At 69.2% G+C, this 23490-nt stretch carries 17 protein-coding genes and 1 pseudogene; 9 read left to right on the forward strand and 9 right to left on the reverse strand.

The genetic code is table 11. The features are described from left to right. Nucleotides 1–12: 12 nt before the first annotated feature. The 3 genes from DI276_RS01905 to DI276_RS01915 all read left to right on the forward strand — a co-directional run bounded on the left by DI276_RS01905 (nucleotide 13) and on the right by DI276_RS01915 (nucleotide 6272). Nucleotides 13–2559, forward strand: a complete 2547-nt coding sequence (locus DI276_RS01905; RefSeq protein ID WP_112261487.1) for a glycoside hydrolase family 97 catalytic domain-containing protein — start codon at nucleotides 13–15, stop codon at nucleotides 2557–2559. Nucleotides 2560–2639: 80 nt separating this feature from the next. After that, entirely contained in the window at nucleotides 2640–5444 is a 2805-nt protein-coding gene (locus DI276_RS01910; RefSeq protein ID WP_232836385.1) for a discoidin domain-containing protein, read from the forward strand. 27 nt (nucleotides 5445–5471) lie between these two features. Further along, nucleotides 5472–6272, forward strand: a complete 801-nt coding sequence (locus DI276_RS01915) for an alpha/beta fold hydrolase (RefSeq protein ID WP_112261489.1) — start codon at nucleotides 5472–5474, stop codon at nucleotides 6270–6272. Here the strand turns inward: DI276_RS01915 and DI276_RS01920 are convergent. After that, nucleotides 6194–6685: a metallophosphoesterase family protein gene (locus DI276_RS01920; RefSeq protein WP_112261490.1), complete on the reverse strand. Its 492-nt coding sequence runs from the start codon at nucleotides 6683–6685 to the stop codon at nucleotides 6194–6196. The two genes, DI276_RS01915 and DI276_RS01920, sit on opposite strands and share 79 nt — an antisense overlap. A 70-nt stretch (nucleotides 6686–6755) precedes the next feature. Then, a complete protein-coding gene (locus tag DI276_RS01925) occupies nucleotides 6756–7109 on the reverse strand; it encodes a hypothetical protein (RefSeq protein WP_112261491.1) in 354 nt (117 codons plus the stop codon). A gap of 107 nt (nucleotides 7110–7216) precedes the next feature. Between DI276_RS01925 and DI276_RS01930 the strand changes: the two genes are divergently transcribed. Both DI276_RS01930 and ku read left to right on the forward strand, forming a co-directional pair. Then, the gene (locus DI276_RS01930) at nucleotides 7217–8752 is read left to right on the forward strand and encodes a PKD domain-containing protein (protein ID WP_112261492.1); all 1536 of its coding nucleotides are present in this window, start codon (nucleotides 7217–7219) and stop codon (nucleotides 8750–8752) included. Nucleotides 8753–8757: 5 nt separating this feature from the next. Further along, nucleotides 8758–9549, forward strand: a pseudogene (gene ku / locus DI276_RS01935) (non-homologous end joining protein Ku); the annotation flags it as partial. A 175-nt stretch (nucleotides 9550–9724) separates the two neighbouring features. On the opposite strand, the gene DI276_RS01940 reads toward ku, so the two are convergent. Together DI276_RS01940 and DI276_RS01945 are read right to left on the reverse strand one after the other, a co-directional pair. Then, nucleotides 9725–10369: a PP2C family protein-serine/threonine phosphatase gene (locus tag DI276_RS01940; protein ID WP_232836386.1), complete on the reverse strand. Its 645-nt coding sequence runs from the start codon at nucleotides 10367–10369 to the stop codon at nucleotides 9725–9727. 69 nt (nucleotides 10370–10438) lie between these two features. Continuing rightward, entirely contained in the window at nucleotides 10439–11377 is a 939-nt protein-coding gene (locus DI276_RS01945) for a helix-turn-helix transcriptional regulator (protein WP_112261494.1), read from the reverse strand. 43 nt (nucleotides 11378–11420) lie between these two features. Between DI276_RS01945 and DI276_RS01950 the strand changes: the two genes are divergently transcribed. Together DI276_RS01950 and DI276_RS01955 are read left to right on the forward strand one after the other, a co-directional pair. Next, nucleotides 11421–12503, forward strand: coding sequence for an epoxide hydrolase family protein (locus DI276_RS01950; RefSeq protein ID WP_112261495.1), 1083 nt, complete (start codon nucleotides 11421–11423; stop codon nucleotides 12501–12503). A 10-nt stretch (nucleotides 12504–12513) separates the two neighbouring features. Continuing rightward, nucleotides 12514–15138, forward strand: coding sequence for an AfsR/SARP family transcriptional regulator (locus tag DI276_RS01955; RefSeq protein ID WP_157984463.1), 2625 nt, complete (start codon nucleotides 12514–12516; stop codon nucleotides 15136–15138). On the opposite strand, the gene DI276_RS01960 is transcribed toward DI276_RS01955, so the two are convergent. From DI276_RS01960 to DI276_RS01975, 4 genes are all read right to left on the reverse strand, one after another. Next, on the reverse strand, nucleotides 15118–16665 hold the full coding sequence (locus DI276_RS01960) for an outer membrane protein assembly factor BamB family protein (protein WP_232836387.1): 1548 nt from the start codon (nucleotides 16663–16665) through the stop codon (nucleotides 15118–15120). The genes DI276_RS01955 and DI276_RS01960 overlap by 21 nt on opposite strands. Before the next feature lie 74 nt (nucleotides 16666–16739). Further along, nucleotides 16740–17786, reverse strand: coding sequence for an alpha/beta hydrolase family protein (locus DI276_RS01965; protein WP_112261498.1), 1047 nt, complete (start codon nucleotides 17784–17786; stop codon nucleotides 16740–16742). 45 nt (nucleotides 17787–17831) lie between these two features. Beyond that, nucleotides 17832–18206 (reverse strand): hypothetical protein, encoded by a 375-nt coding sequence (locus DI276_RS01970; RefSeq protein ID WP_112261499.1) that lies wholly within the window; start codon nucleotides 18204–18206, stop codon nucleotides 17832–17834. 46 nt (nucleotides 18207–18252) lie between these two features. Further along, nucleotides 18253–19026 carry a TetR/AcrR family transcriptional regulator gene (locus DI276_RS01975; protein WP_112261500.1) on the reverse strand — a complete coding sequence of 258 codons (774 nt, stop codon included), beginning with the start codon at nucleotides 19024–19026 and terminating at the stop codon, nucleotides 18253–18255. 79 nt (nucleotides 19027–19105) lie between these two features. Between DI276_RS01975 and DI276_RS01980 the strand changes: the two genes are divergently transcribed. Next, a complete protein-coding gene (locus tag DI276_RS01980; RefSeq protein WP_112261501.1) occupies nucleotides 19106–21364 on the forward strand; it encodes an ATP-binding cassette domain-containing protein in 2259 nt (752 codons plus the stop codon). Then, nucleotides 21361–22143, forward strand: coding sequence for a siderophore-interacting protein (locus DI276_RS01985; RefSeq protein WP_198680405.1), 783 nt, complete (start codon nucleotides 21361–21363; stop codon nucleotides 22141–22143). Before DI276_RS01980 ends, DI276_RS01985 begins: the two co-directional genes overlap by 4 nt. Here the strand turns inward: DI276_RS01985 and DI276_RS01990 are convergent. Further along, entirely contained in the window at nucleotides 22133–23467 is a 1335-nt protein-coding gene (locus DI276_RS01990; protein ID WP_157984464.1) for a hypothetical protein, read from the reverse strand. The genes DI276_RS01985 and DI276_RS01990 overlap by 11 nt on opposite strands. Nucleotides 23468–23490 lie beyond the last annotated feature (23 nt).

Here is a 23490-nt window from a genome sequence, read left to right on the forward strand (position 1 = left end):
GAGCTGACAACGATGTCACGACTGCTCGCGCTCGTGCTCGCCCTGCTGTTGCCCGCCGTGCCCGCCACCGCCGCACCGTCGTCCTGGACCGTCGCCGGACCAGGGCAGGTCACCGCCAAAGTCACCCTGAACAGCGAAAACGTGACGCTGGCCGTGCTGCGACAAGGCAGAACCGTCCTGCAGCCCGCACCCGTCGGCCTGACGACCACAACCGCCGACCTCACCAGGGACCTGACGTTCACCGGCCGCTCTGACCGCGTTGTCATCGAGCGCTACGAGATGCCGCACGGCAAACGGCTGCAGCGCGCCACCCGGATGACCGAGACGCGGCTGGGCTTCCGCAACTCCACCGGCACCTTCGACCTGGTCGTGCGCGCGGCCCCGGACGGCGTCGCCTACCGCTACGTGCTGCCGGACGCCGCCACGGTCACCGGCGAGGCGTCGAGCTTCACCGTCGCCGCCGACGCGAAGGCCTGGCTGCTCCCCTACAACGCCTGGTACGAGGCCAACCGCGTGCGCACGACCGCGGGTGCGGCGACCGGCGACTTCGGCTACCCGTCGCTCTTCCAGACCGGCAGCGACTTCGCGTTGCTCACCGAGTCCGATGTGGACGGCCGCTACTCCGGCAGCAGGCTGCGCAAGACCGGTACCGGCTTCCAGGTCGTGCTCGCCGACGCCCAGGTCGAGTCGACCGGGACCACGCCGTGGCGCACGGCGATCGTCGGTGATCTGGCCACCGTCAGCACGTCCACGCTGGTGGACGACCTGGCCACCCCCGCAGGCCACCAAGACCGGAGCTGGATCAAGCCGGGCAAGGTCGCCTGGTCGTGGCTGAGCGAGCACTCCAGCCCTGGCGACTTCGCGCGGCAGAAGCAGTACGTCGACTTCGCCGCCCGCAACGGCTGGGAGTACTCGCTGGTCGACGAGGGCTGGAGCGCGCAGTGGGTGCCCGAGCTGATCCGCTACGCCCGTGCGCAGGGCGTGGAGATCCTGCTGTGGCTGCGCTGGAGCGACCTCGACACGCCGGAGGAACGCGACACCGTGCTGCCCAGGATCAAGCGGTGGGGCGCCAAGGGCGTGAAGCTCGACTTCATGGAGTCCGACTCGCAGGCCCGTTATCGCTGGTACGACGCGGTTCTGCAGAAGACGGCCGACCTGCGGCTGATGGTCAACTTCCACGGTTCCACCATCCCGCACGGCCTCGCCCGCACCTGGCCGCACGTGCTGACCATGGAAGGCGTGCGCGGCGCCGAGAACTACCCGCCCGCCGCGAACAACCCCGTGCAGTTCTTCACCCGCAACGTCGCCGGCTCGATGGACTACACGCCGGTGTCACTCGAAACCGGCACGAAGGAGGCCTCGATCGCGCACGAGACCGCGCTGCCGGTCGTGTACGAGTCGGGCTGGACGCACTTCGCCGACAAACCCGAAGCGTACGACCGGCATCCGCAGGCGTTGCGCTACCTCAACCAGGTCCCGACCGTGTGGGACGAGACGCGGCTGCTCGACGGCGACCCGGACACGCACGCCGTCGTCGCGCGCCGCAACGGCGACCGGTGGTTCGTCGGCGGCATCGCGACCCAGGAACGCACGCTGAAGGCCCAGCTGGGCTTCCTCGGCGGCGGGCAGTGGCTGGTGGAGACGGTCCGCGACCCCGCCGACCGCAGCGACGTCGTGCGCGACCGGCAGATCCTGCGCAACACCGCCACCCTCGACGTCCCGGTGCGGCGCAACGGCGGGTTCGCGGCGGTTCTCTGCCGCGACTGGCCAGGGCGGCAGACGTGCGACCAGCCGATCCGCCAGGTGCCGAAGACGACGCTGACCGTCACCCCCACGTCCGTCGACGCTCCGGTCGGCTCGACGCTCGAGGTGGGCGGTACGTTCACCAACGGCTCGCAGGAGATCCGGGATGTCGTGTTGAAGGCGGTGGCACCAGAGGGGTGGACGGTCTCCGGCCCTGCTGTTCAGCGCCGGAAACTCGCGCCGGGCGAGTCCATCAGCGGACGGTGGCAGCTGCGGGTGGGCACGCAGATCGGCGTGGTCGACGTGCCGATCGTCGCGACGTTCGCCGGCGTGCACGTCGAGCAGGCGGTGCGGGCGTTCGTGCCGCCACCGGTACCCGCGAACGGCGCCCAGGTGAGCGGCTTGCCGTTCATGAGCGAGACCAACGGGTGGGGCCCGGTCGAACGCGATCGTTCCAACGGCGAGAGCTCCGGTGGCGACGGCGGCCCGCTCTCCATCGGTGGCGTCACGTACGCCAAGGGCCTTGGCGTGCACGCACCGTCCAACGTCGAGGTCTACCTCGGCCGCGGCTGTGAGCGGTTCGGCGCCAAGATCGGCCTCGACGACGAGACCAGCGAACCGGGTTCGGTGGCGTTCCAGGTGTACGGCGACGACAAACCGTTGTACGACAGCGGTGTCCTGACGGGCAAAGGTGCAGCCATCCCGATCGACGTGGACGTCACCGGCGTCCGGATGCTGAGCCTGCGCGTCACCGACGGTGGCGACGGCCGCAACTTCGACCACGCGGACTGGGCGGAGGCGGTGCTCGCGTGCTGATCAATCCCAAAATAAGTCGCAGACAGTTCTTGTACGCCACAGGTTTGCTGGCTGCCGCACCACACGTCTCGCTGGCTCAAGTGAAAGACACCTACTACGAAGTGTTGCTGCGGCACACGAGGTGGGCCGAGACGCAGTACGACCCGGTCGCGGGCCGGTACCGGCGCACCGACTTCGGGTTCGCGGTCGTGCTCGGCAACGCCGTTCTGCTCACCCGCGGCAACTACGACGCGGCACTGGCGGGCATCGAGAAAGACGTGTTGCGCCAGCACACTCTCGCCACCATCAAGCACTTCGCCGCGAGCAATGTGCTCGCGGGCGGCACCGAGTGGGGCAAGACCTTGTTCTGGGACACCACGTTCCAGTCGTACTTCGTGCTCGCCGCGCGCCTGCTCTGGCCGGACCTGGACGCGGCAACGCGCTCGAACGTCGAGGCGATCGCACGCGGCCAGGCCGACTACACGACGTCGCTCGGCACCGGCAACGACCCGCGTTCCGGCAGCTGGACCCCGAACGGCCTGACGGGCGGTTACCGCGGCGACACCAAGCTGGAGGAAATGGGCGTCTACGCCCAGGCCATCGCTCCCGGCCTGGCCTGGCACGGCGACGGACCCGGCTGGCGCGAGGCGTTCGGCCGGTGGAGCCGCAACGAGGCCGGGCTGCCGGCCGCCGACCTCGCCAATCCCTCCACAGTGGACGGAGTGCCGATCTCGGCCAACATCGCCACGAACCTCCACGACACGTTCATCGTCGAGAACCACGGCTCGTTCGGCCCGCACTACCAGTCGGAGCTGTGGCGCACGTCGGGCCGCAACGCCGTGCACTTCCTGCTCGCGGGCCGTCCGCTACCAGAGGTACTCGTCAAGCAACCCAACGGTGAGCTGTTGTGGCGCACCATTCTCGCCACCATGAGTGACGCCGGCGAGCCGCTCATGCCGATGGTCGACGACCGTGAGCACCTGTACGGCCGCGACGTCATCCCGCTCGCGTTCCGCTCGACGGTGTTGCGCGACCCGATGGCGGCGCACGCGGAAGCAGCACTCGCGTCTCGGCTGCTCGCCTACCAGGCACATCCGCCGGTGCACCGGCTCGCGAAGTTCTCCGGTGAGGCCAAGTACGAGCCCGAGGCACGCGCGGAGCTCGCGATCAGCTACTTGCTGCACGAACTGCGCCCGCCGGTGGCTCCGGCGCCGGACTTCTTCGCCCGCGCCGCGCTGGCGATCGACCACGGTGCCGAGCCGGGTCTGCTGGCCCACCAGTCCGCGGCGGCGTGGGCGGGCACGGTGACCAAGCGGGGCTTCACGAAGTTCGCCTGGCAGCCGGCGCACGACGACTGGCTGTTCAAGATCAGCGGCGCAACGCCGATGCTGCTGCCGTCCTCTGCTGTCACTCAGCGCAATGCCGTTGTACATCAGGAGATTCGGGACGGTTTCGACGGCACGGCGAGCTTGCTGACGTTCGCGGACGGGTTCGCCGGTACCGCAACGCTGCCGACCGGCACCGTCGTGTGCGCGCTCCCCCGGCCTGGCCGGGTGGACGTGCACAACCTGGCCATGGCGGGGATGCCGGGCCTCACCGGGTCCCGCACGTACACGGGTGCCGCGGGCCGGGTACAGGTCAAGGCGCGTGAGGCGTTCCGGGTCGACGAGATCGCGTTTCCGGCGGTGTCCGCACGGCACGTTCGGATGGTCGGGATCAGGCCGCATCCCACGTACGGGTACTCGTTGTTCGACTTCGAGGTGGACGGCTCTCGCGCACAGGTGACCGCGGCGTCGTCATTCGATCCTGGCAGGGAGCCTGCCAAGGCCACGGACGGTGATCCGGCCACGCGCTGGGCGGTCGCACGCTCCGAACGCGGCCGCGCCGACAGCTGGCTCGCTGTTGACCTGGGAGCTGCCGCGACGGTGAGCCGGGTGCGGTTGCGTTGGGAGACAGCGGCTGCGGGCGCATACCGGATCGAGACCTCGTTGGACGGCGCCGGATGGACGACGGCGGCCGAGTACCCGCGGCCGGACCTCAGCACGGTGGGCTGGCTGGACGTGGACGGACGGGCGGGGTTCGTCGCGCGGTCGGGCGAGCCGATCGTGGTGGAGGGCGACACGATCACCGTCCCCTCGGGAATCGTCGAAGGCCACGTTCGTGCTGACCTCAGGGCGATTGCGGCGGAACCGCCACCACAATGTCCTCCCTCGGTGCGGGCGAGCACAGCCGACGGCTTCCTCACCCTCTTCAACCTGTCGAACGCCGACGTCACCGGCACCATCCGCCTCCACGGCACCCGGCTGTACCGAGGCACCCAGCGCACCACACCCGACGGCACCGAATACGCGCTCACCCTGGCCGCCGCCACCGCCCGGATCGAGGCACCGTGGTTCACCGCGCGCGGCATCCCCGCAGGCGTCACGGCGATCGTGCACGACGCACGACGAGTCACGTTCCGCGGCGGCCCGGCCAGGTTCACGCTGGTCCACCGCGACGGCACGAAACTGTCGATCGTGCTCGGCAAAGCAGACCGCACGGTGACCGTCCCCGGTGCCACGCCGTTCCCGTTCCACGACCGCGCGCTCGGGCGTGTCACGTTCCCGAACTCCGTGCTGCCACCGGGGATGAGCGATCCGGCCGCCGCTGTCGACGGGAACCGGAGCACCGCGTGGACGCCGGGGCGCGACGGCCGCATGGTCGTCGACCTCGGTGCGGTGCGGGAGGTCCAGGTCGATCTGAAGTGGACGGATGGCGCGGTTCCGCCGCACACCGTCACGTTCAGCGTGGACGGCAGAACCTATGGACCGGACATCGTCGCGCGGTACGTGGCCGTGTCGACCGTCTGGCGACCGGGACACGCCTCCCTCAGGAGCATCTCGGTGCGCGACGAGGAGTCGGTTTAGGCGCCGAATAGTCGGTAATCCAATGGCATGTTCGACGGGTTGCGATCCGCCGCACGCGAGAGCGTGGTCAGGGCGTTGTGGGACGTGCCGAGGCTGCTGCGTCATCCGGTGTGGCGAAGCGGCGATCCGAGCCAGGGCAACGGCTTGGGCGTGGTGCTCGTGCCAGGTTTCGGCGCGGGTGAGATGAGTCTGTCGCCGGCCGCCTCGTGGCTGCGAGCACGCGGTTACCGACCGGCCTCCGCCGGAGTCGGGTTCACCGTCGGCTGCACCGCCGAACTGCTGGCAAGGGTCCTGCGCACCACCGAGAAGCACGCCGAGCGCACCGGTCGTCCGGTGGTGCTGCTCGGCCAGAGCCGCGGCGGCGGCATCGCGCGCCTAGCCGCCGCCCGGCGCCCCGATCTGGTGCACGGCCTGGTGATGCTGGGCAGTCCGGTGCTCGACCCGATGGGCGCGCACCCGAACGTCATGCGCATCGCGAGGTTCCTGGCCCGGCTGGCTTCCGCTGGCGTGCCGGGGTTGCTCGACGACGACTGCATGCAGGGGCCGTGCTTCGAGGAGCACATCAAGTCGCTCGCCGAACCGTTGCGAGTACCCGCGATCTCGATTTTCTCGCGTTCGGACGGGATCGTGCCGTGGCAGCTGTGCCAGGATCCGTACGCCGAGTGCGTCGAGGTGCACAGCACGCACACCGGCATGGGGTTCGACCCGTTCGTCTACGAGCTGCTGGGGCCCCGACTGGCCGCCTGGGCTCAGCTGACCGGCACGATCCGCGCGTCCAGCAGCGCACCGTCCACGACGTCCAGCAGCCCGATCGTCGCCTGGGGCTGACGGCGTTTGTCCGTGGGCGAGCCGGGATTGAAGACGCGGAACCCGTTCTCCTCCTCGTCCCACGGGATGTGCGAGTGTCCGAACACGACCAGTCGGGCAGCGGGGAACCGGCGGCGCATCCTCGTGAGCCGGCCGGTCTTCTGCCCGCTGTCGTGGATCATCGCGACCGGCAGGCCCTCGATCTCGAACTCGACGGTCTCCGGCGCACCCCACGCCACCACGTCGGGCCCGTCGTTGTTGCCGCACACCGCGACCACGGGCGCGTACTCGGCCAACTCGTCCAGCACGGAAGCGATGCAGACGTCGCCGCCGTGCAGGATCAGGTCGGCGGACCGCAGATGTGCGGCCACGGCAGGCGGGCACCGCTTCCAGAACCGCGGCGCGTGGGTGTCAGACAGCACGACCACTCTCACGGCTGCCGACCGTACCGCGAGCCGGGTGTGGCCGCCCTGCGGACGCGGACGGCCACACCCGCGCCGGCCCCTAGAGTGGACCGCAGTCGTTCTCGTACGGCAGGTTCGCGCGCTCGTTGCCCTTGAAGTAGATGGCGCTGGCCAGGTACCGGCCGCCGTCCATCAGGCTGACCATGATCCAGATGTTGTTGTAGATGCCGTGGTCGTAGACGGTCTGACCGCGGGTCCAGCAGATGCCGATGGTGCTCTCGCCCGCGGGGATGACGTGGTGCACCGGGCACGACAACGCCTCGCAGGTGCGCACCTCCGCATCCGCCCACGTCGTCACCAGCGGGTACGGCGGCTTCGGCGCATCCGCCTGTGCCACACCGGATCCCGCGATGAGCGCAAGCGCGGCGAGCAGGCTCCCCAGTACGACTCTCATGCACTTCCTCCCAGTGGTTCGTCGATCATCGGCAGGAAACGCACCTCACACATTTGGGGTTGCACGACCGACTAACGAGACGCCTGAGTGCCGTAAACTGGCGGCCCATGAGGGCGTTACCCGTGGCAGTTGCCGCAGTCGTGATCTCCAGCTCATCCCCTGCCGTAGCAGCGGTTTCTCCTGACCACCCGCTCATCCTCGACGTCGACGTGACGGCGGTCTGCGGTCAACCGTCAACGGGCAAGGTGACGGTTTTCAACCCTGCCGACAAGAACGTCGAATGGCGCATTCGACAGCACGGCGCGGTGATCACCGGCACTGGCCAGGACCTCACACTGCCCGGCACCGGCGAGTTCCTGGTCGACGCGCGCGAACCCGGCCGTGCGTACGGAAAAGTGTGGCGCGACGAGGTTTCCGACGGCTGCAACCCCGTCCGGGTCGTGTCGGTCGGTGACTCAGTGGTGTGGAATCAGGGCGTCGACCAGCACCAGAAGTTCCCGCGCCTGACTGCGAAGTTGCTCGGCGATGCCACCGGACGCGGGTTCGCGCACCGCGACTACTCGATCTCCGGTGCGGTGCTCGACGCGCCGGACCTGCCGTGTCCCGCCTCTTCCCTCCAGGATCCCGACGGCGACGGCGAGATGGAGCTGGGCGAGGTCACCACGCAACAGCCGGACGTGTTCTGCCAGCTGGAGAAAGCGGCTGAGCAAGAGACCGACCTGGTCATCATCAACGGCTGCATCAACGACATGGACCCGTTGCTCGGCATCCCGCTGGGCATCACGCCCGGCACCGAGGACGTGCCCACGGCGGTGCGGCGCGAGTGCGGCGGTGTCGGTGCGGCGCCGACGAACCCGGCTCGCGACGTCCCGTACTTCAGCGGCGCCAAGGTCGGCTATGGCGGCCGGGGCATGCGGGAGGCGATCGAGAAAGCGCATTCCCTGCCGGGCCGGCCGAAGGTGCTGGTCGTCGACTTCTACTACGCGCTCAGCCGGGCGAGCTTCGTGCCGCGCTGGTTCTGCACGGACCGCGGGTTCTCGGCCACCAACGAACAGCTGTGCCTGCGGAACATCGGCCGGGCACCGCAGCGGTTCGAGCAGTTCACGCGGGAGTCGGCGGAGGCCTACCGGGTCGCGGTCGCGGAGGCCAACGCCGCGTCGTCCGACGGCCCGTACGCGATCACGGGCGATGGCCTGTTCACGCTGGACAACGCGGCGTTCGCGGCGGACCGGAAGGTCTGGCAGCTGCCACACGAGGACGAGCAGTTCTCGTTGCGCCAGGAGGCCTGCCCCCGATACAGCGCCACAGCCGTGCAGTGCCTGACGGCGGCGATCGCACACCCGGACACGACCGGCTCGCGGCAGTACGCCGAGAACTTCCTGCGAGACCAGCGGCTGCGCCAGTGGTTCGAGCTCGATTCCGTTCAGGGCACGGTCGGCGTGTCGCGTGCGGGCAACACGGTCACGTTGACGGCACCCGCGGGCCGTGAGTTCCGCTGGTACTTCGGTGACGGGACGTCGACCGCCGGTGGCCGCCAAGTCACCCACACGTACACCACGAGCGGGCCGCACCTGCCGCGCGTCGTGGTGGACGGACGGCTGCACGAAGCGCGGGATTCGGTGCAGGTGAAAGCGGGTACCTGACCCGCATGGCACGGGCGATCTGGAGCGGGTCGGTCAGTTTCGGGCTGGTTTCCATCCCGGTGGAGCTGTACAGCGCCACCGAGGACCACACGGTGCACTTCAACCAGTTCCAGCGCGGGACGTCCGACCGCATCCGGTACAAGCGCGTCAACGAGCGCACCGGACGTGAGGTGCCCTACGACAAGATCGTGAAGGGGCACGAGGTCGACAGCGGCGAGTACGTCATCGTCGAGCCGGAGGAACTGGACGACATCGCGCCCGGCCGCTCCCGCACGCTCGACATCGAGGCGTTCGTGGACCTCGACGAGATCGACCCGGTGTACTTCCAGAAGACGTACTGGCTCGGCCCGGCCAAGCCCGAGTTCTCCCGCCCGTACCTGCTGCTGGCGCAGGCGATGAAGAAGACGAACCGGGCCGGGATCGCGATGTTCGTCATGCGCGGCAAGCAGTACCTGACCGCGCTGAAGGAGGACAACGGGATCCTTGCCGTGCACACGCTGTTCTTCGCGGACGAGATCAGAAACCCGAAGGACGTGCTGGACGTGACACCGGAGGGTCGTGCGCCGCGCGGCAAGGAACTCGACATGGCGATGTCGCTCGTCGAGTCGATGGCCGACGACTGGCATCCCAAGGACTACCGCGACACGTACACCGAGCGGGTCCAGAAGCTCATCAAGGACAAGCGGAAGGGCCGCGAGGTCGTCGTCGAGGCCGAGCCGCCGGAGGCCACCGGGGTCGTGGACCTCATGGAGGCGTTGCAGCGCAGCGTGGAGGCGAGCAAGTCCAAGCGGGGCAAGAAGAAGGCCGGTTAGTGGCGTGGCTCGCAATGTTGCCCGGGCGAATTTGCGGTCAGACGGGCGCATCGTGGTGCCGCCCCCGCTTCCTCATCCTGGTCGGCTGTGGGAGTGGGGGCGGTGCCGCGAGGCGTCCTGCTGAGCGTGAATTACCTCGCCAACGTTGCGGGACACGCCACTAGCTGACGACCAGCGCGGTCGCGTTGTCCGTGCCACCCGCGTACAACGCCGCCCGCACAAGCCTTTCCGCCGACACGCGGCCGGCCGTGATCGCCTCGATCCCCTCGTGCCCCAACGGCCCGTACACCCCGTCGGAAGCCAGCACGAGCCGCGCAGCCCGAGTGGCCGCCCGCCCGATGTTCTCCGGCGTCGCGTGCCGGACCGTGTTCGTCACGACGTGCTCCAGCCGCGGCGCCGGCACCACCCCGTGCTCGCGGAAGTACTCGGCCACGGTCTGATCGGTCGTGAGCTGCACGAGGTCTTCGCCATCAGACGCGTACGCACGGGCGTCACCCGCCCACGCCACGTCGAAGCCTCCGTCCGGACGTGCCACGGCGACCACGATCACGGCGTCCCCGCTGTGCACCTGCAGCGCATCACGCGCGGCCAGGATCGCGGCGACCGGGTCGGTCAGCAGGGCGGCGGCGCGCGCGGCGGCCCAGGCGGCTTCCCCCGCGGCGGCCGAGTCGCCGACCCCGTCCGCGACGACGAAGGTGCGGCGAGCAAAGGCATGGGCGTCGGCGTTGTGGGTGCGCGGGCCGCGGTCAGTGGCGTACGTGACGGTCAGCGCTGTGCCCAGTGGCATGGTGCGATCGATCAGCATGGCGACCTCCCTGACCTCCACTAAGCCTGGCGTGGCCAAGAGTCTGCTGTCAGGAGCCTGAGAAAAGCTCTAGAGTTTCGCCGCCCGGCGAAACCGCTCCGCAGCGCGGACCAGTGCAGCAGACAGTTCAGGCGGAGAGACGACCTCGAACTCGACCGTGATGCTCGCGAGCATGAACACCACGTCGTCCATCGTCTCGCCGCCAACACGCACATTGCACGAGGTTTCGTCCACAGCGAAAACCTCGCCGTAGCTGCGCCACTCCACGGCCTCCGAAGCAGGCACGCTCAGTCGCACCACGCCCTGCACCGGCCACCGATCGGCCACCCGTGCGGCCACGAACGCCCCCGCGTCGCCGCCGGGAATCTCACGGGGCGTGAACCGGGCACCGAACGGGAGGCGCACGCTCATCCGATCGAGCCGAAAAGTCCGCCAGTCGTCCCGGAGCACGTCCCAGGCGACCAAATACCAGCGCCGGCCCCACGTCACCAACCGGTGCGGCTCGACCTCGCGCAGCGACTCGTCCCCCGAGTGCCCGACGTACGCGAACCGGAGCCGCTGCCGATCGCGGCAAGCCGTGCCGACCGTCGTCAGCAACGAAGCGTCCACCACCGGCGCGGACCCGGTGTGCGGCACGGTGGCGATCTCCAAAGCCGCCACTCGGTGTTGCAAAGCGGACGGCAGCACCTGCTCGACCTTCAGCAACGCCCGCACCGCCGTCTCGCCGATGTCCGAGATGCCGCTCGCGGTCCGCAGCCCGACCGCCACGGCCACGGCCTCGTCGTCGTCCAGCAGCAACGGTGGCAGCTGCGCGCCCGGACCCAGCCGGTAGCCGCCACCGGACGTGCCCATCGAGGCGTGCACCGGATAGTCGAGCTCGCGCAGCTTGTCGACGTCGCGGCGCACCGTGCGGGTGGTCACGCCCAACCGGTCGGCCAGCTCGGCGCCGGACCACTCACGGCGCGACTGCAGCAGACCGAGCAACTTCAACAAACGAGCGGAAGGCACTGTAGGACCATATCTGTCCTACAGGCCAAATAGCGTCACTGCCATGAAGCCGTTCGAGATCAACATCCCCCAGTCCGACATCGACGACCTGCACCGCCGCCTCGACCAGACCCGCTGGCCGGACTCCCCGCAAGGCGCGTCCTGGGCCCAGGGCACGCCGTTGGACCACCTCCAGGAGCTCGCCCGGCACTGGCGGGACTTCGACTGGCGCGAGCAGGAGCGGCGGCTCAACAAGATCCCGCAGTTCGTCGCCGAGATCGACGGGGCGCCGCTGCACTTCATCCACGTCCAGAGCCCCAGCCCCCACGCGAAACCGTTGCTGCTCACGCACGGCTGGCCGTCGACGTGCTTCGCGTTCGAGGCGATGATCGAGCCGCTGAGCCGCGACTTCCACCTGGTGATCCCGTCGGTGCCCGGTTTCGGGTTCTCCGGCCCCACCAAGGAGCTCGGCTGGACGATCCCCCGCGTGGCGGGCATGTTCTCCCAGCTGATGAAGCAGCTCGGCTATGAGAAGTACCTCGCGCACGGGTACGACTACGGTGCCATGCTCACCCGTCTGCTCGGGATGCGGGACGAGGTCGAAGCGATCCACGTCAACCAGATCTTCTCCGCCGGTGTCACTCAGGAGACAGCGGACATGTCCGTCGAGGCGGAGCGGAAGTCGGTGGAGAAGGCGTTCAGGTACGAGTTCGAACAGTTCGGGTACGTGTCCATGCAGGGCACGCGGCCGCAGTCGGTCGCATACGCGCTCACCGACTCGCCGGTGGCGCAGCTGGAGTGGATCGAATGGGCCTTCCACACGTGGAGCGACCCGGAGGTCGGGGTACCCCGCGACGTGCTGCTGACCAACACGTCGATCTTCTGGTTCACCCGGACCGCCGGTTCGGCGGCGCGCTACTACCAGGAGGGGTTCGAGGCATGGGGCGAGCTGGAGCCGGAGTCGCCGACGCCGACGGCGGTGGCGGTGTTCCCGCACGACGCGGGTGTGCCGATCAGGCGGATGGCCGAGCGCAACCACAACATCGTGCGGTGGACCGAGATGGAACGCGGCGGGCACTTCGCCGCCATGGAGGTGCCAGAGCTGGTGGTCCGCGACCTGCGCGAGACTTTTCTTTCGCAGAGGTAACGTGATCACCGTGCGGTTCACGGTGTTCGGCGGGGTCTCGGCCTGGGTGCACGGCCGCGCGACCGAGTTCGGTCCGACGCGGCTGGGCGCGCTGCTGGGTGTCCTGCTCGTCGACGCCGGCCGGGTGGTCGGCGCCGACGAGCTGGTCGAGCGCGTGCTCGGGGACGCGCCGCCGACCCGTGCCCGCGCGATGATGCAGACGTGGCTGACCAGGCTGCGGCAGACGTTGCCCGGTCTGATCGAGCGCGAGGCCGGCGGGTACGTGATCCGCGTCGATCCGCTGGAGATCGACCTGCACCTGTTCCGGCACCTGGTGCGCACCAGCAGGACCGCGGAGGCGCTGGCGCTCGCGGACGAGGAGCTGCTGTCCACACTGGACACTCCGTGGGCCCGCCGGCAGCGCCAGGACTTCGCCGCCGAGCTGCTGGCGGCGCGGCTCGACCACGTGGACGCGCGGCTGGGTTCTGGCGAGCACCTGAAGCTGGTGCCGGAGCTGCAGGTGCTCGCCGCCGAACGCCCGCTGGACGAACGGGTCGCCGCCCAGCTGATCGAGGCGTTGCACGGCAGCGGCCGCACGTCCGAGGCGTTGCAGCACTTCGAGCAGCTCAAGACCCGGCTGGCCGGTGAGCTCGGCGCCGAACCGGCCCGGCAGCTCACCACCCTGCACCGGCGCCTGCAGGCCGCGACGGCGCCACGCCAGCTGCCCGCCCCGCCCAAGCCGTTCACCGGCAGGGCCCTGGAGCTGGCGGAACTGGACCAGGCACCGAACGGCGTCGTCGTGATCACCGGCACCGGTGGCGTCGGCAAGACCTCGCTCGCCGTCCACTGGGCGCATCAGGCCGCGGAACGGTTCCCGGACGGCCAGCTCTACGTGAACCTGCACGGGTTCGGGCCTTCCGGCGCGGCCTTGAGCCCTGGCGACGCGCTGCTGCGGTTCCTGTCGGCGCTCGACGTGCCGCGCGCGAAGGTGCCGCACGACCTGGCCGGGCAGTCGGCGTTGCTGCGGGACACGCTCGCCGGCAAGAAAGTGCTGATGCTGCTGGACAACGCCACCGACGCCGACCAGATCGAGCCGTTGCTGCCGCGCACGCCCAACACCCACGTGGTGGTCACCAGCCGCACCGCGCTCAAGCCGACGCACCGAGCCCGAGCGCTGCCGTTGGGCCTGCTGCCGCCCGACGACGCCCGCGAGCTGCTGGCCGCTCGCATCGGCCACGACCGCGCGCAGGCCGAACCGGAAGCGGTCGACACCGTGGTCCGCCGCTGCGCCCGGCTCCCGCTGGCCCTCGCGGTGGCCGGGGCACGGGCGGCGACGCAACCGGAGTTCCCGTTGGCAGCACTGGCAGACGAGCTGGCCGACCTCGACGCGTTCGCCGACGACGATGACGTCACGGCGGACCTGCGCTCGGTGTTCTCCCACTCCTGCAAGGCGCTCAGCCCTCCGGCACTGCGGTTGTTCCGGCTGCTCGGCCTCATGCCGGGCTCGGACATCAGCCTCGCGGGCGCCGCGTCCCTGGCCGGGCTGGAGCTGTCCGCGACCGAGGCGCTGCTCGCGGAGCTGGCGAGGGCGAACCTGCTGGACGAGTCCGAGCCCGGCCGGTTCACGTGCCACGACCTGCTGCGCGACTACGCGGCCGAGCTCGCCCAGTCTGATCCGACACAGTCCGACGAGCGCGCGGAAGCGTTGCACCGGCTGCTCGACCACCTCGCGTTGACGAGCGTCGAGGCGGGCGTCGTGTTCACCCCGAGCCGCCACCGCCCGGCCACCCCGCAACCGGCTCCCGGCGTGGTGATCACGCCGATCAACACGCACGAAGAGGCGTTCGCGTGGCTGATGGCGGAGCACCCGACGTTGATGGCGGCGATGCCCCACGGCACGCCGGCGCAGACCTGGCTGATGGGCTGGTCGCTCGCCGACGTTCTGGACCGGCAGGCGCACTACCAGGACCTGCTGACGTCACAACAGCTCGCGGTCGCCGCGGTCGAACAGCTCGACGACCCCGACGCCCTGGGCCGCACGCTGATCAACCTCGGCCGCGGGCTCGGCAGGTTCGACCGGCTGACCGAGTCCAGGACCGCGTTCGAGCGCGCGTTCGAGGTGTACGAGGGCAACCCGGCCGGCCAGGCGGGCGTGCTGCTGAACATCGCGATGCTGTGCCCGGACGACCAGATCCACGAGGCGCTCGAGTACACCCGGCGCGGGCTCGCGTTGTTCGAGGAGTGCGGTGACGAGTACGGCCAGGCCAACGCGCTGACCGGACTCGCCTGGGGCTACGGCCGGATCGGCGAGTACGCCACGGCCGTCGAGTACGCCGAGCGCGTCATGAAGATGTGGCAGGCCATGGACCACGTGATCGGCCAGGCCGAGACGTGGGACAACCTCGGCACCGGCTACTTCGGGATGGGCGACTACGAACGCGCGGCGCACGCGTTCACCCAGTCCTCCACGTTCTTCCGGATCGGCGGCGACCTCCCGCTGGAGGCCGCCGCCTACGAGCAGCTCGGCGACTCCCACGCGGCCGCGGGTGACGCCTCTGCTGCCCGTCGTGCCTGGCAGAAATCGCTCGAGCTGCGCGCGGGAGCCGGCCTTCCGGCCGACTCCGTGCGCGCCAAGCTAAAGGCCGAAGGCCAGTAGCACGCGTCCATGCGGGCTCTCGTAGCCAAACCAGTGGCCCGAGTGGACGTAGACCATGCCGTCCGAGATCACCGCACCCGAGCCGGGACCGGCCAGGACGCCACCGCGCCCGATCACCCCGTTGACACCCTGCGTGTCCTGGACGGTGTCGTGGGCCCACAGGATCTTGCCGGTCTTCGCGCTGTACGCCCGGAGCTTGCCGTCCTGCGCACCCAGCCACACCACACCGGGCGTGCTGGACACCGGTACGCCGTGCCCCGGCGCGCACGCGGGCTCACCGGCCGCACCGCCGGTGGAACAGCCGTCAGCGGGTGCCGGTGTCTCCCACAGCACGGTGCCGGTAGCGGGATCCACCGCGAACAGCTTGCCGGGATCAGCCAACCAGGTCGCGATGTAGAGCTTCTTGCCGTCGTAGCTCGCTCCCCACTGGATGCCCCCGGCGCCACCACTCGGCCACGGCGAACCCAGCAGCCGCCGCCACACGACCTGGCCGGTCCTCGCGTCGAACACGTGGTAGACACCGGACTTCTGGCCGACGCCGACGAGCTGACGGCCGTTGACCTCGAACAGGTTCGGCGTCGCGCCGATGTCGTAGTCGAGGTTGGTGTTGTCCTTCAGGCCGGGACAGTAGCCCTCGGGATCGGGCTCGTTGCACGCGCCGCGCCACGTGTCGGCGTCGGTGACCTGGTTCGTCCACTTCACCGCGCCTGTGCGGGCGTTGAGCGCGAGCAACGAGTCGAACTCGCCGCCCTTGCCGGTGTAGTTCTGGCCGGTGCCGACGTAGAGCGTGCCGGTGCGGCGGTCGATCACCGGCGAGCTCCACACGCCGACGCCGGACGGTTCGAACCGCTTGGCGCCGTTGGGCCACGTACCGACCTCGACCGGCTCCGGCACCGTGTAGTGGCGCCACACCAACGCGCCGGTGTCGATGTCGTAGGCGTCGATGTGGCCGCGGAACGTGCAGCACGGGTGGTCGCGCGGCAGCACGTTCTCGCTGCTGGACGTGCCGACGTACACCAGTCCGTTGTGGACGATCGGCGAGCTGGTGGCCATCGACGCGATGGTGTCGTCCATCTGCGTCTGCCAGCGCTGCTGCCCCGTGCGCTGGTCGAGCGCGAACAGCCGGCCGGCGCTGTCGCCGAAGAACACCTTGCCGTTGCTGACAGTCGGTCCGTCGGAGTTGAAGGCGAACCGGCTGGCCGGTGGCAGCGTGAACTCCCACTTCGGCGCGCCGGTGCGCGCGTTGCGGGCGTAGAACTTGCCGTCCGGGCCGCCGAAGTAGATCGTGTCCCCCACGACGGCCGGCTGGCTGCGGACGTGGTTGACCTCGCCCTTCTGGTAGGCGAAGGCCCACTTCAGTTTGAGTTTGCCGACGTTGTGCTGGTTGAGGCGCCATTCCGCGGCGTTGTGCCGCGACCCGTTGAGATCCTTCTGCCATCCGGCCCAGTCACCGTTGGCATGTGCCGTGGCGGGTGCGGCGGTCAGGACTACCAGCGCGGCCGTGAGCAGCGCAGTTGTTTTGAGCATGGAAATTCCCCCTTCCACCATCCACCTTGGCAGTGGTGGAAGGGGGATGCGACCACTGAAAGTCGCGTTCAGGCTTAGCCGATCGGTTGATGCGTCACGACGTCCACACCGGGATAGCCCCGGCTGACGATCGGATTGCGCTGGTTCTGCAGGTACTGGCGGAAAAACGCCGGGATGTAGGTGGTGGCGACCCGGCGCTGTGCCTCCTGGGTCAACGTGGGACCGTCAGCGCATTGGTTGTCGTGGTCATAGGACCACTCGGTGTTGAAGAAGTTGTGGTTCGCCCGCTTCGGTGTGACGTGGTGGATGGGAACCAGGTTGCGCCCCTTGGCATTGGTGACGTACCCGGCGGCCTGACCTGCCGTGGAGTCGCAATCTCCGGTCATGACCGCGAACGGGATCTTCGTGATGCGGTAGTCGAGGTTCTCCGGGGCCTCCGGGTCCGGCGCGTAGTAGCCGGCCGGAGCCAGCGGGAGCACGGCCTTGATCCGCACACCGGAAGGCAGTTCCGGCGCGTGCTTGTCCGACGCCTGGTACACAGCACCACGACCACCGCGCGAGTGGCCGAGCGTGCCGACGTTGGTCAGGTCGACGTGTCCGCGGAACTCCCGCAACCGCTGCGCGAGCGGGCCCTTGCCCTCGTTGAGATCACGCCACAGTTCCAGGTGCTTGCTCATCAACGCCGCCCTGGCGACGTCCGCCGGCTGGCCCAGCTCACCGGCGTTGACGCCGTTCACACTCACCGACACCGCCACGAAACCCTGCCGTGCCAGCTCTTCTCCCAGGTAGTCGTACCCGCGGTAGCTCGGGAACGCGTCTCCTTGCGGACACGGCCACGCCCATTGGTCGTTGCGGCACGGCTTCCAGTAGCCGTGCGCGAGCAGCACCAACGGCCGTTTGCCGACGAGCGTGCGCGGGGCGTGCACCACCGCGGTGAGCTCGAGGTCCGCGACGGGACCGCCCGGTTCGGTGTGAAAGCCGGGCACCTGGAACGCCCGATCACCGAGCGAGTACTCGACCTTCCGGACGCCGGAACCGCGTTCTTCCTGGGCAGCAGAGGTGGTCGGCGCGACGAGCGCCATCGCGCACGCGACAGCCACCGCGACTTTTCCGATTGTCATGCGGTGATCTCATCGATCAGTTGTGGGCGTCTCGTGAGGACCTTGTCACGGTTCTGCCACAACGACGTGGTCGGCGAACCCGCGGAACCGCTCCACCAACGGCCCTTCACCCCGGCTCAGCGAACGCCACAGCTCCACGTGCCGGTCCAGCGCCGTCCGGTCGCTCACCAGCACCACGACAGATCCCCGCTGCGCCAACGACTGCGCGATCTCGTCGAACCCGCGGAAGTGGAACACCAGCGGCAGCACGCCGACGAGCGTGCGCGGCGCGTGGACCACCGCTTTCAGGTCGCCGACCGCGTACTCCATCGTCATGACGGCGGAGTGGTGGTGATGTCGCATCGAGGTGGCGGCCGCTGTGCTGGGCGCGGTCAGCACCATCGCGCACGCGACGGCCGCCAAGAGTCTGCCGATCCCCATGGGCACGATCTCATCGATTCCATGTGCCCTGAACGTCCGGACTTCGTCACGGTTTTGCCACAGCGCCCTCGACACCGTCCAGGAGCACCTTCAGACCGCCGCGGAAGTTCTCCAGCGCGTCGTTCTCCAGATACGGCAGCGTTGGATCGATCGGCTCTCGATCCGTCTCGAGCAGGTGCAGCATCGGGAACTTCTTCTCGAGGTCCGGCTGGATCTCCAGCAGCACGGCGGACCGCGCGTACCACCACTCCTCGTCCGCCTCGCCGGTCGCGCCACCCGCGGCACGGGCCTCGACGATGGTCTGGGCGGCGCCGCGCACGAAGTAGTTGATCGCGCCGACGATGCCGCGCAGCCGACGACCGGGCAGGCCGGTGGAGACCAGGATCCTGGCCAGCTCCTCGGTGACCGCGAACTCGTGCGGGCCGAGCACCGGGCGTGCCTGCGACACCTGCAGCACCCACGGGTGGCGGCCGTAGAACTCCCACATGTCGTGCGCCCACTGCGTCACGGCGGGGCGCCAGCCGTCGTCCAGCGGGTACGACGTCGGCAGCTCGGCCATCGTGCGGTCGTACATGAGGTCGACCAGCTCGTTCTTGCCCGGCACGTACGTGTAGAGCGCCATGGCGGTGCGGCCGAGGCGCTCCCCCACCGCGCGCATCGAGAAGGCCATGCCCTGCTCGTCGGCGACGGCGATGCCCGCGTCGACGATCGCGTCCACGCTCAGGCCGGGTTTCGGGCCGGGGCGGTTCTCGACCGTTGATCCGCGCCAGAGCAGCTCGATGGAGCGGCGCGGGTCGCCCTGACCTGCGTAGACGACCACGGTTGCGACTCCTTATGTCGTAAAGTAACCTCGTTGGTCCAATACTTTACGCCATAAAGAATCAACGGGGGAAGCAGCTGTGAATGCTGTCGCGGACAGCCATGACGTGATCCAGGTGCGCGGGGCCAGGGAGAACAACCTCGCGGACGTGTCGCTCGACGTCCCCAAGCGCCGCCTGACCGTCTTCACCGGCGTGTCCGGTTCCGGCAAGTCGTCGCTGGTCTTCGGCACGATCGCGGCCGAGTCGCAGCGCATGATCAACGAGACCTACACCGCGTTCCTGCAGTCGTTCATGCCGCCGATCGGGCGCCCGGACGTCGACGCGCTGCACAACCTGAGCGCGGCGATCATCGTCGACCAGGAGCGGATGGGGGCCAACTCCCGCTCCACCGTCGGCACGGCCACCGACGCGCACACCATGCTGCGGATCGTGTTCAGCCGCCTGGGCCAGCCGTACGTGGGGACGTCCGGCGCGTTCAGCTTCAACCTGCCCGACGGCATGTGCCCGGCCTGCGAGGGCCTGGGCAAGGTCACCACGATCGACGTGGACGCGATCGTCGACCGGTCGAAGTCGCTCAACGACGGCGCGATCGACGCCCCGAACTACGGCGTCGGCACCTGGTACTGGCAGGTGCTCGCGAACTCCGGCCTCTACCCCGCCGACAAGCCGATCGCGGAGTTCACCGAGCAGGAACTGCACGACTTCCTCTACAAACCGACGACGAAGCTGAACATCGGTGGCACGAACGTCACCTACGACGGCCTGATCGCCAAGCTGCAGCGGACGGTCCTGAGCAAGGACCGCGAGTCGATGCAGCCGCACGTCCGGGCGTTCGTCGACCGCGCCGTCACGTTCGCGACCTGCTCCGACTGCAACGGCGCACGGCTCAACAAGGCCGCGCTCAACTCGAAGATCCGCGGCGTGAACATCGCCGACTGCTGCGCGATGCAGATCAGCGACCTCGCGCAGTTCGTGCACGACATCGACGACCCGTCCGTCGCACCGCTGCTGGCGACGCTGCGCAACACGCTGGACTCGCTGGTGGAGATCGGCCTCGGCTACCTGTCGCTCGACCGCGAGTCCGCGACGCTGTCCGGCGGCGAGTCGCAGCGCGTGAAGATGGTGCGGCACCTGGGATCCTCGCTGACCGACATCACCTACGTGTTCGACGAACCGACCGTCGGCCTGCACCCGCACGACATCCAGCGGATGAACAACCTGCTGCTCCGGTTGCGGGACAAGGGCAACACCGTCCTCGTCGTCGAGCACAAGCCGGAGACCATCGAGATCGCCGACCACGTCGTCGACCTCGGTCCCGGCGCGGGCGTGCACGGCGGCCACGTCTGCTACTCCGGTGACGTCGCCGGCCTGCGCACGTCGGGCACGCTGACCGGGCGGCACCTCGACCACCGCGCCAAGCTGCGGCCGCAGTTCCGCTCCCCCAAGGGTTTCCTCTCCATCGACGGGGCACGGACCAACAATCTCAAGGACGTCTCGGTCGACCTCCCGCTCGGCGTGCTGACCGTCGTCACCGGCGTGGCGGGCTCCGGCAAGTCGTCGCTGATCCACGGGTCGTTGCGCGGGCGCTCCGGCGTCGTGACGGTCGACCAGTCGGCGATCCGCGGATCACGGCGGTCCAACCCCGCGACCTACACCGGGCTGCTCGACTCGGTCCGGACCGCGTTCGCCAAGGCCAACGGCGTGAAGGCCGCGTTGTTCAGCGCGAACTCCGAGGGCGCGTGCGAGAACTGCAAGGGCATCGGCCTCGTCTACACCGACCTCGCGATGATGGCCGGCGTCGCGACCGTGTGCGAGAAGTGCGAGGGCAAGCGGTTCACGCCGGAGGTGCTGCGCTACACGTTGCGGGGCAAGAACATCAGCGAGGTGCTCGGCATGTCCGTGGCCGAGGCGCTGTCGTTCTTCCCGTCCGGCCAGGCGCACGCGGTGCTGAGCCGGCTGAACGACGTGGGCCTGTCGTACCTGTCGCTCGGCCAGCCGCTCACCACGCTGTCCGGCGGCGAGCGGCAACGGCTCAAGCTCGCCATCCACATGGCCGAGAAGGCCTCGACCTACGTGCTGGACGAGCCGACGTCCGGGCTGCACCTCGCGGACGTCGACCAGCTGCTCGGGCTGCTCGACCAGCTGATCGACGCGGGCAACACGGTGATCGTGATCGAGCACCACCTGGCCGTGATGGCGCACGCCGACTGGATCATCGACCTGGGGCCGGGTGCCGGGCACGACGGCGGCCAGGTCGTGTTCACCGGAACGCCCGGCGAGCTCGTCTCCGGCTCGGACACCCTCACCGCCCAGCACCTGAAGGAGTACCTGTCGTGAGCCTGCTGACGGTCACCTCGGTGACGCCCCTGACCCCGCGCATGGTGCGGATGACGTTCACCGGCGACGGGTTGTCGGAGCTCGGCACGTGGCCGGACCAGCAACTGAAGCTGTTGTTCCCCCAGCCCGGCAGGTCCGCGTTCGTGTCTTCGTCGGAGGACGTCAGCGTCTGGTACCAGGCCTACCTCGCCGTGCCGGAAGCGGAACGGCCCTGGATGCGCCAGTTCACCGTGCGTTCGCTGGTCGACGGCGTGCTGACGGTGGACTTCGTGCTGCACGGCGACAACGGCCCCGCCTCCCGGTGGGCTGCAGGGGCGCGTCCCGGCGATGTCATCGGGCGGTTCGGGCCGTCTCGTGACTACGCGCGGCCGCTCGGGGTGGCGGATCTGCTGATCTTCGCGGGCGACGAGACGGCGTTGCCCGCGATCGCCTCGCTGCTGGAGCTGCTGCCTTCCTCACAACGGTTCCTGGCGTTCGTCGAGGTCGCGGATCCCTTGGAGCAGCAGGACGTCCCCGGCGTGCGGTGGGTGCACCGCAGCGCCGGGGAGGACCTGGTGTCGATCGTGTCGGCGGTCGAGGTGCCGTCGTCGGTGTGGGTGTGGCTGGGCGGCGAGGCCTCCGCGGTGCGCGCACTGCGGAGGCACTTCGTCGGGCTGGGCGTGTCCAAAAAGGACATCGAGTTCACCGGCTACTGGCGGCGTTCCCTGACCCAGGACGACGCTCCCACCGCCGACGACCTCGCCGAGGCCCAGGAACGGATCGCCGCGCTCAGCGAGTGACCACCAGGACCGCGCTGTGGGCCGGCACGTCGACTGCGGTCGTCGTGCCGCTCACCCTGGTGCGCTTGGGTTTCGGCGTGAACTTCCCGTTCTGCGCCACCTCCGACCCCGCGATGGTGATCTCCTTCGAGTCCAGCTTCGGCGCAGTCAGCACGTAGACGCTGGCGTTGCGCGCTTCGGCCGGCAGCGTGATCTTCGCGGTGACCGCGGTCGCGCTCTTGTTGTTGACGAACGCGTTGTTGCCGATCCCCCACGCCGTCACCTCGTCGGCACCGGACACCGTCGCGGCGTGGTAGGCGCCCGGACCAGCCAGCTTCCACAACAGCTCACCGTAGTAAACCGCCTGCACGCCAACGGGGTTGAGTCCGTCGTAGCGGATCGGCGAGTAGTGCAGCGGGAACTGGGTCGACGTGCCGCCGTGGAAGTTGATGCCGGAACCCTGCCGCGCCGCGACGCCGGACATGTAGTCGAGCGACCACAGCGCCGCCGCCTGAACGTTGCTGACGCCGTCCTTGCCGCCGTGGAAGTAGTTGTTCGCCTCGGTGACGCGCCACTGCGGGATCCCGTGGTTCTGCCACGCCTGCTCCATCGCGGCCGAGATGTTCGGCAGCCTGCCGGAGGAGTTGGACGCCAGCATCTTCGCGATGTCGGCCTCGGTGTTCTTCGCGATGTACACGTGCGTGGACAGGATGTTCGCGCCCCTGTCCTTCTGCGTGCGGGCGAAGTCCTCTGCCCACGAGCTGCTGTTCGCCTGGCCGGGTCCGTCGAACTTCGCTCGGGGGACCTTGGTTTTGATCGCGTCGGCGAACTTCGTGAACAGCGCCTCGTACTCCGGCCACGTCTTCACGTACACGTTGGGCTCGTTGCCGATCTCGAACGCGACGAGGTCGTTGCCGAGGATCCTGGCGGCTTGCTGTGCTTCCTCCGCGGCCGCTTCGGGCGTGTTGGTCTTGAGGTTGATGCCGTAGACGACCTTCCAGCCCGTGACCCTGGCGAACAGCGCCAACTCACGAATGTCCGCGGGCGCGACCTCGGTGGCCTTGCCGCCGGTGCCCTGCGGGTTCCAGGTGGTCATGTCCACCAGGTTGCCGCCGATCCGCAGCAGGCTCGGCCCGAGCAGCCGGAACAACCGGACCAGGTCGGTGTTGCGGGCGTTGAACATCCGCGCCCCGACCCGGTCCTTCTCGTAGCTGAACCCGGCGAAGTCCCTGCCGACCTGGCTCTTGCTCGCGGGGTCCACTCTGATGGCGACTTCGGGTGCTGCCTGCGCCGGGGTGGCGCTGGACACGATCAACAGGGCCGCTACGACCGCTGCTAGACGCATGGGAGTCCCTTCGTCCGTGCGGC

The organism is Lentzea terrae (assembly GCF_003265345.1).
GTDB lineage: Bacteria > Actinomycetota > Actinomycetes > Mycobacteriales > Pseudonocardiaceae > Lentzea > Lentzea terrae.

Bases quoted from the DNA above. Each gene is read 5' to 3' on its own strand.
- DI276_RS01965 (WP_112261498.1), bottom strand. From the start codon at position 17,786: ATGACAATCGGAAAAGTCGCGGTGGCTGTCGCGTGCGCGATGGCGCTC.
- DI276_RS01930 (WP_112261492.1), top strand. From the start codon at position 7,217: ATGAGGGCGTTACCCGTGGCAGTTGCCGCAGTCGTGATCTCCAGCTCA.
- DI276_RS01915 (WP_112261489.1), top strand. From the start codon at position 5,472: ATGTTCGACGGGTTGCGATCCGCCGCACGCGAGAGCGTGGTCAGGGCG.
- DI276_RS01970 (WP_112261499.1), bottom strand. From the start codon at position 18,206: ATGGGGATCGGCAGACTCTTGGCGGCCGTCGCGTGCGCGATGGTGCTG.
- DI276_RS01940 (WP_232836386.1), bottom strand. From the start codon at position 10,369: ATGCTGATCGATCGCACCATGCCACTGGGCACAGCGCTGACCGTCACG.
- DI276_RS01960 (WP_232836387.1), bottom strand. From the start codon at position 16,665: ATGCTCAAAACAACTGCGCTGCTCACGGCCGCGCTGGTAGTCCTGACC.
- DI276_RS01925 (WP_112261491.1), bottom strand. From the start codon at position 7,109: ATGAGAGTCGTACTGGGGAGCCTGCTCGCCGCGCTTGCGCTCATCGCG.
- DI276_RS01950 (WP_112261495.1), top strand. From the start codon at position 11,421: ATGAAGCCGTTCGAGATCAACATCCCCCAGTCCGACATCGACGACCTG.
- DI276_RS01905 (WP_112261487.1), top strand. From the start codon at position 13: ATGTCACGACTGCTCGCGCTCGTGCTCGCCCTGCTGTTGCCCGCCGTG.
- DI276_RS01990 (WP_157984464.1), bottom strand. From the start codon at position 23,467: ATGCGTCTAGCAGCGGTCGTAGCGGCCCTGTTGATCGTGTCCAGCGCC.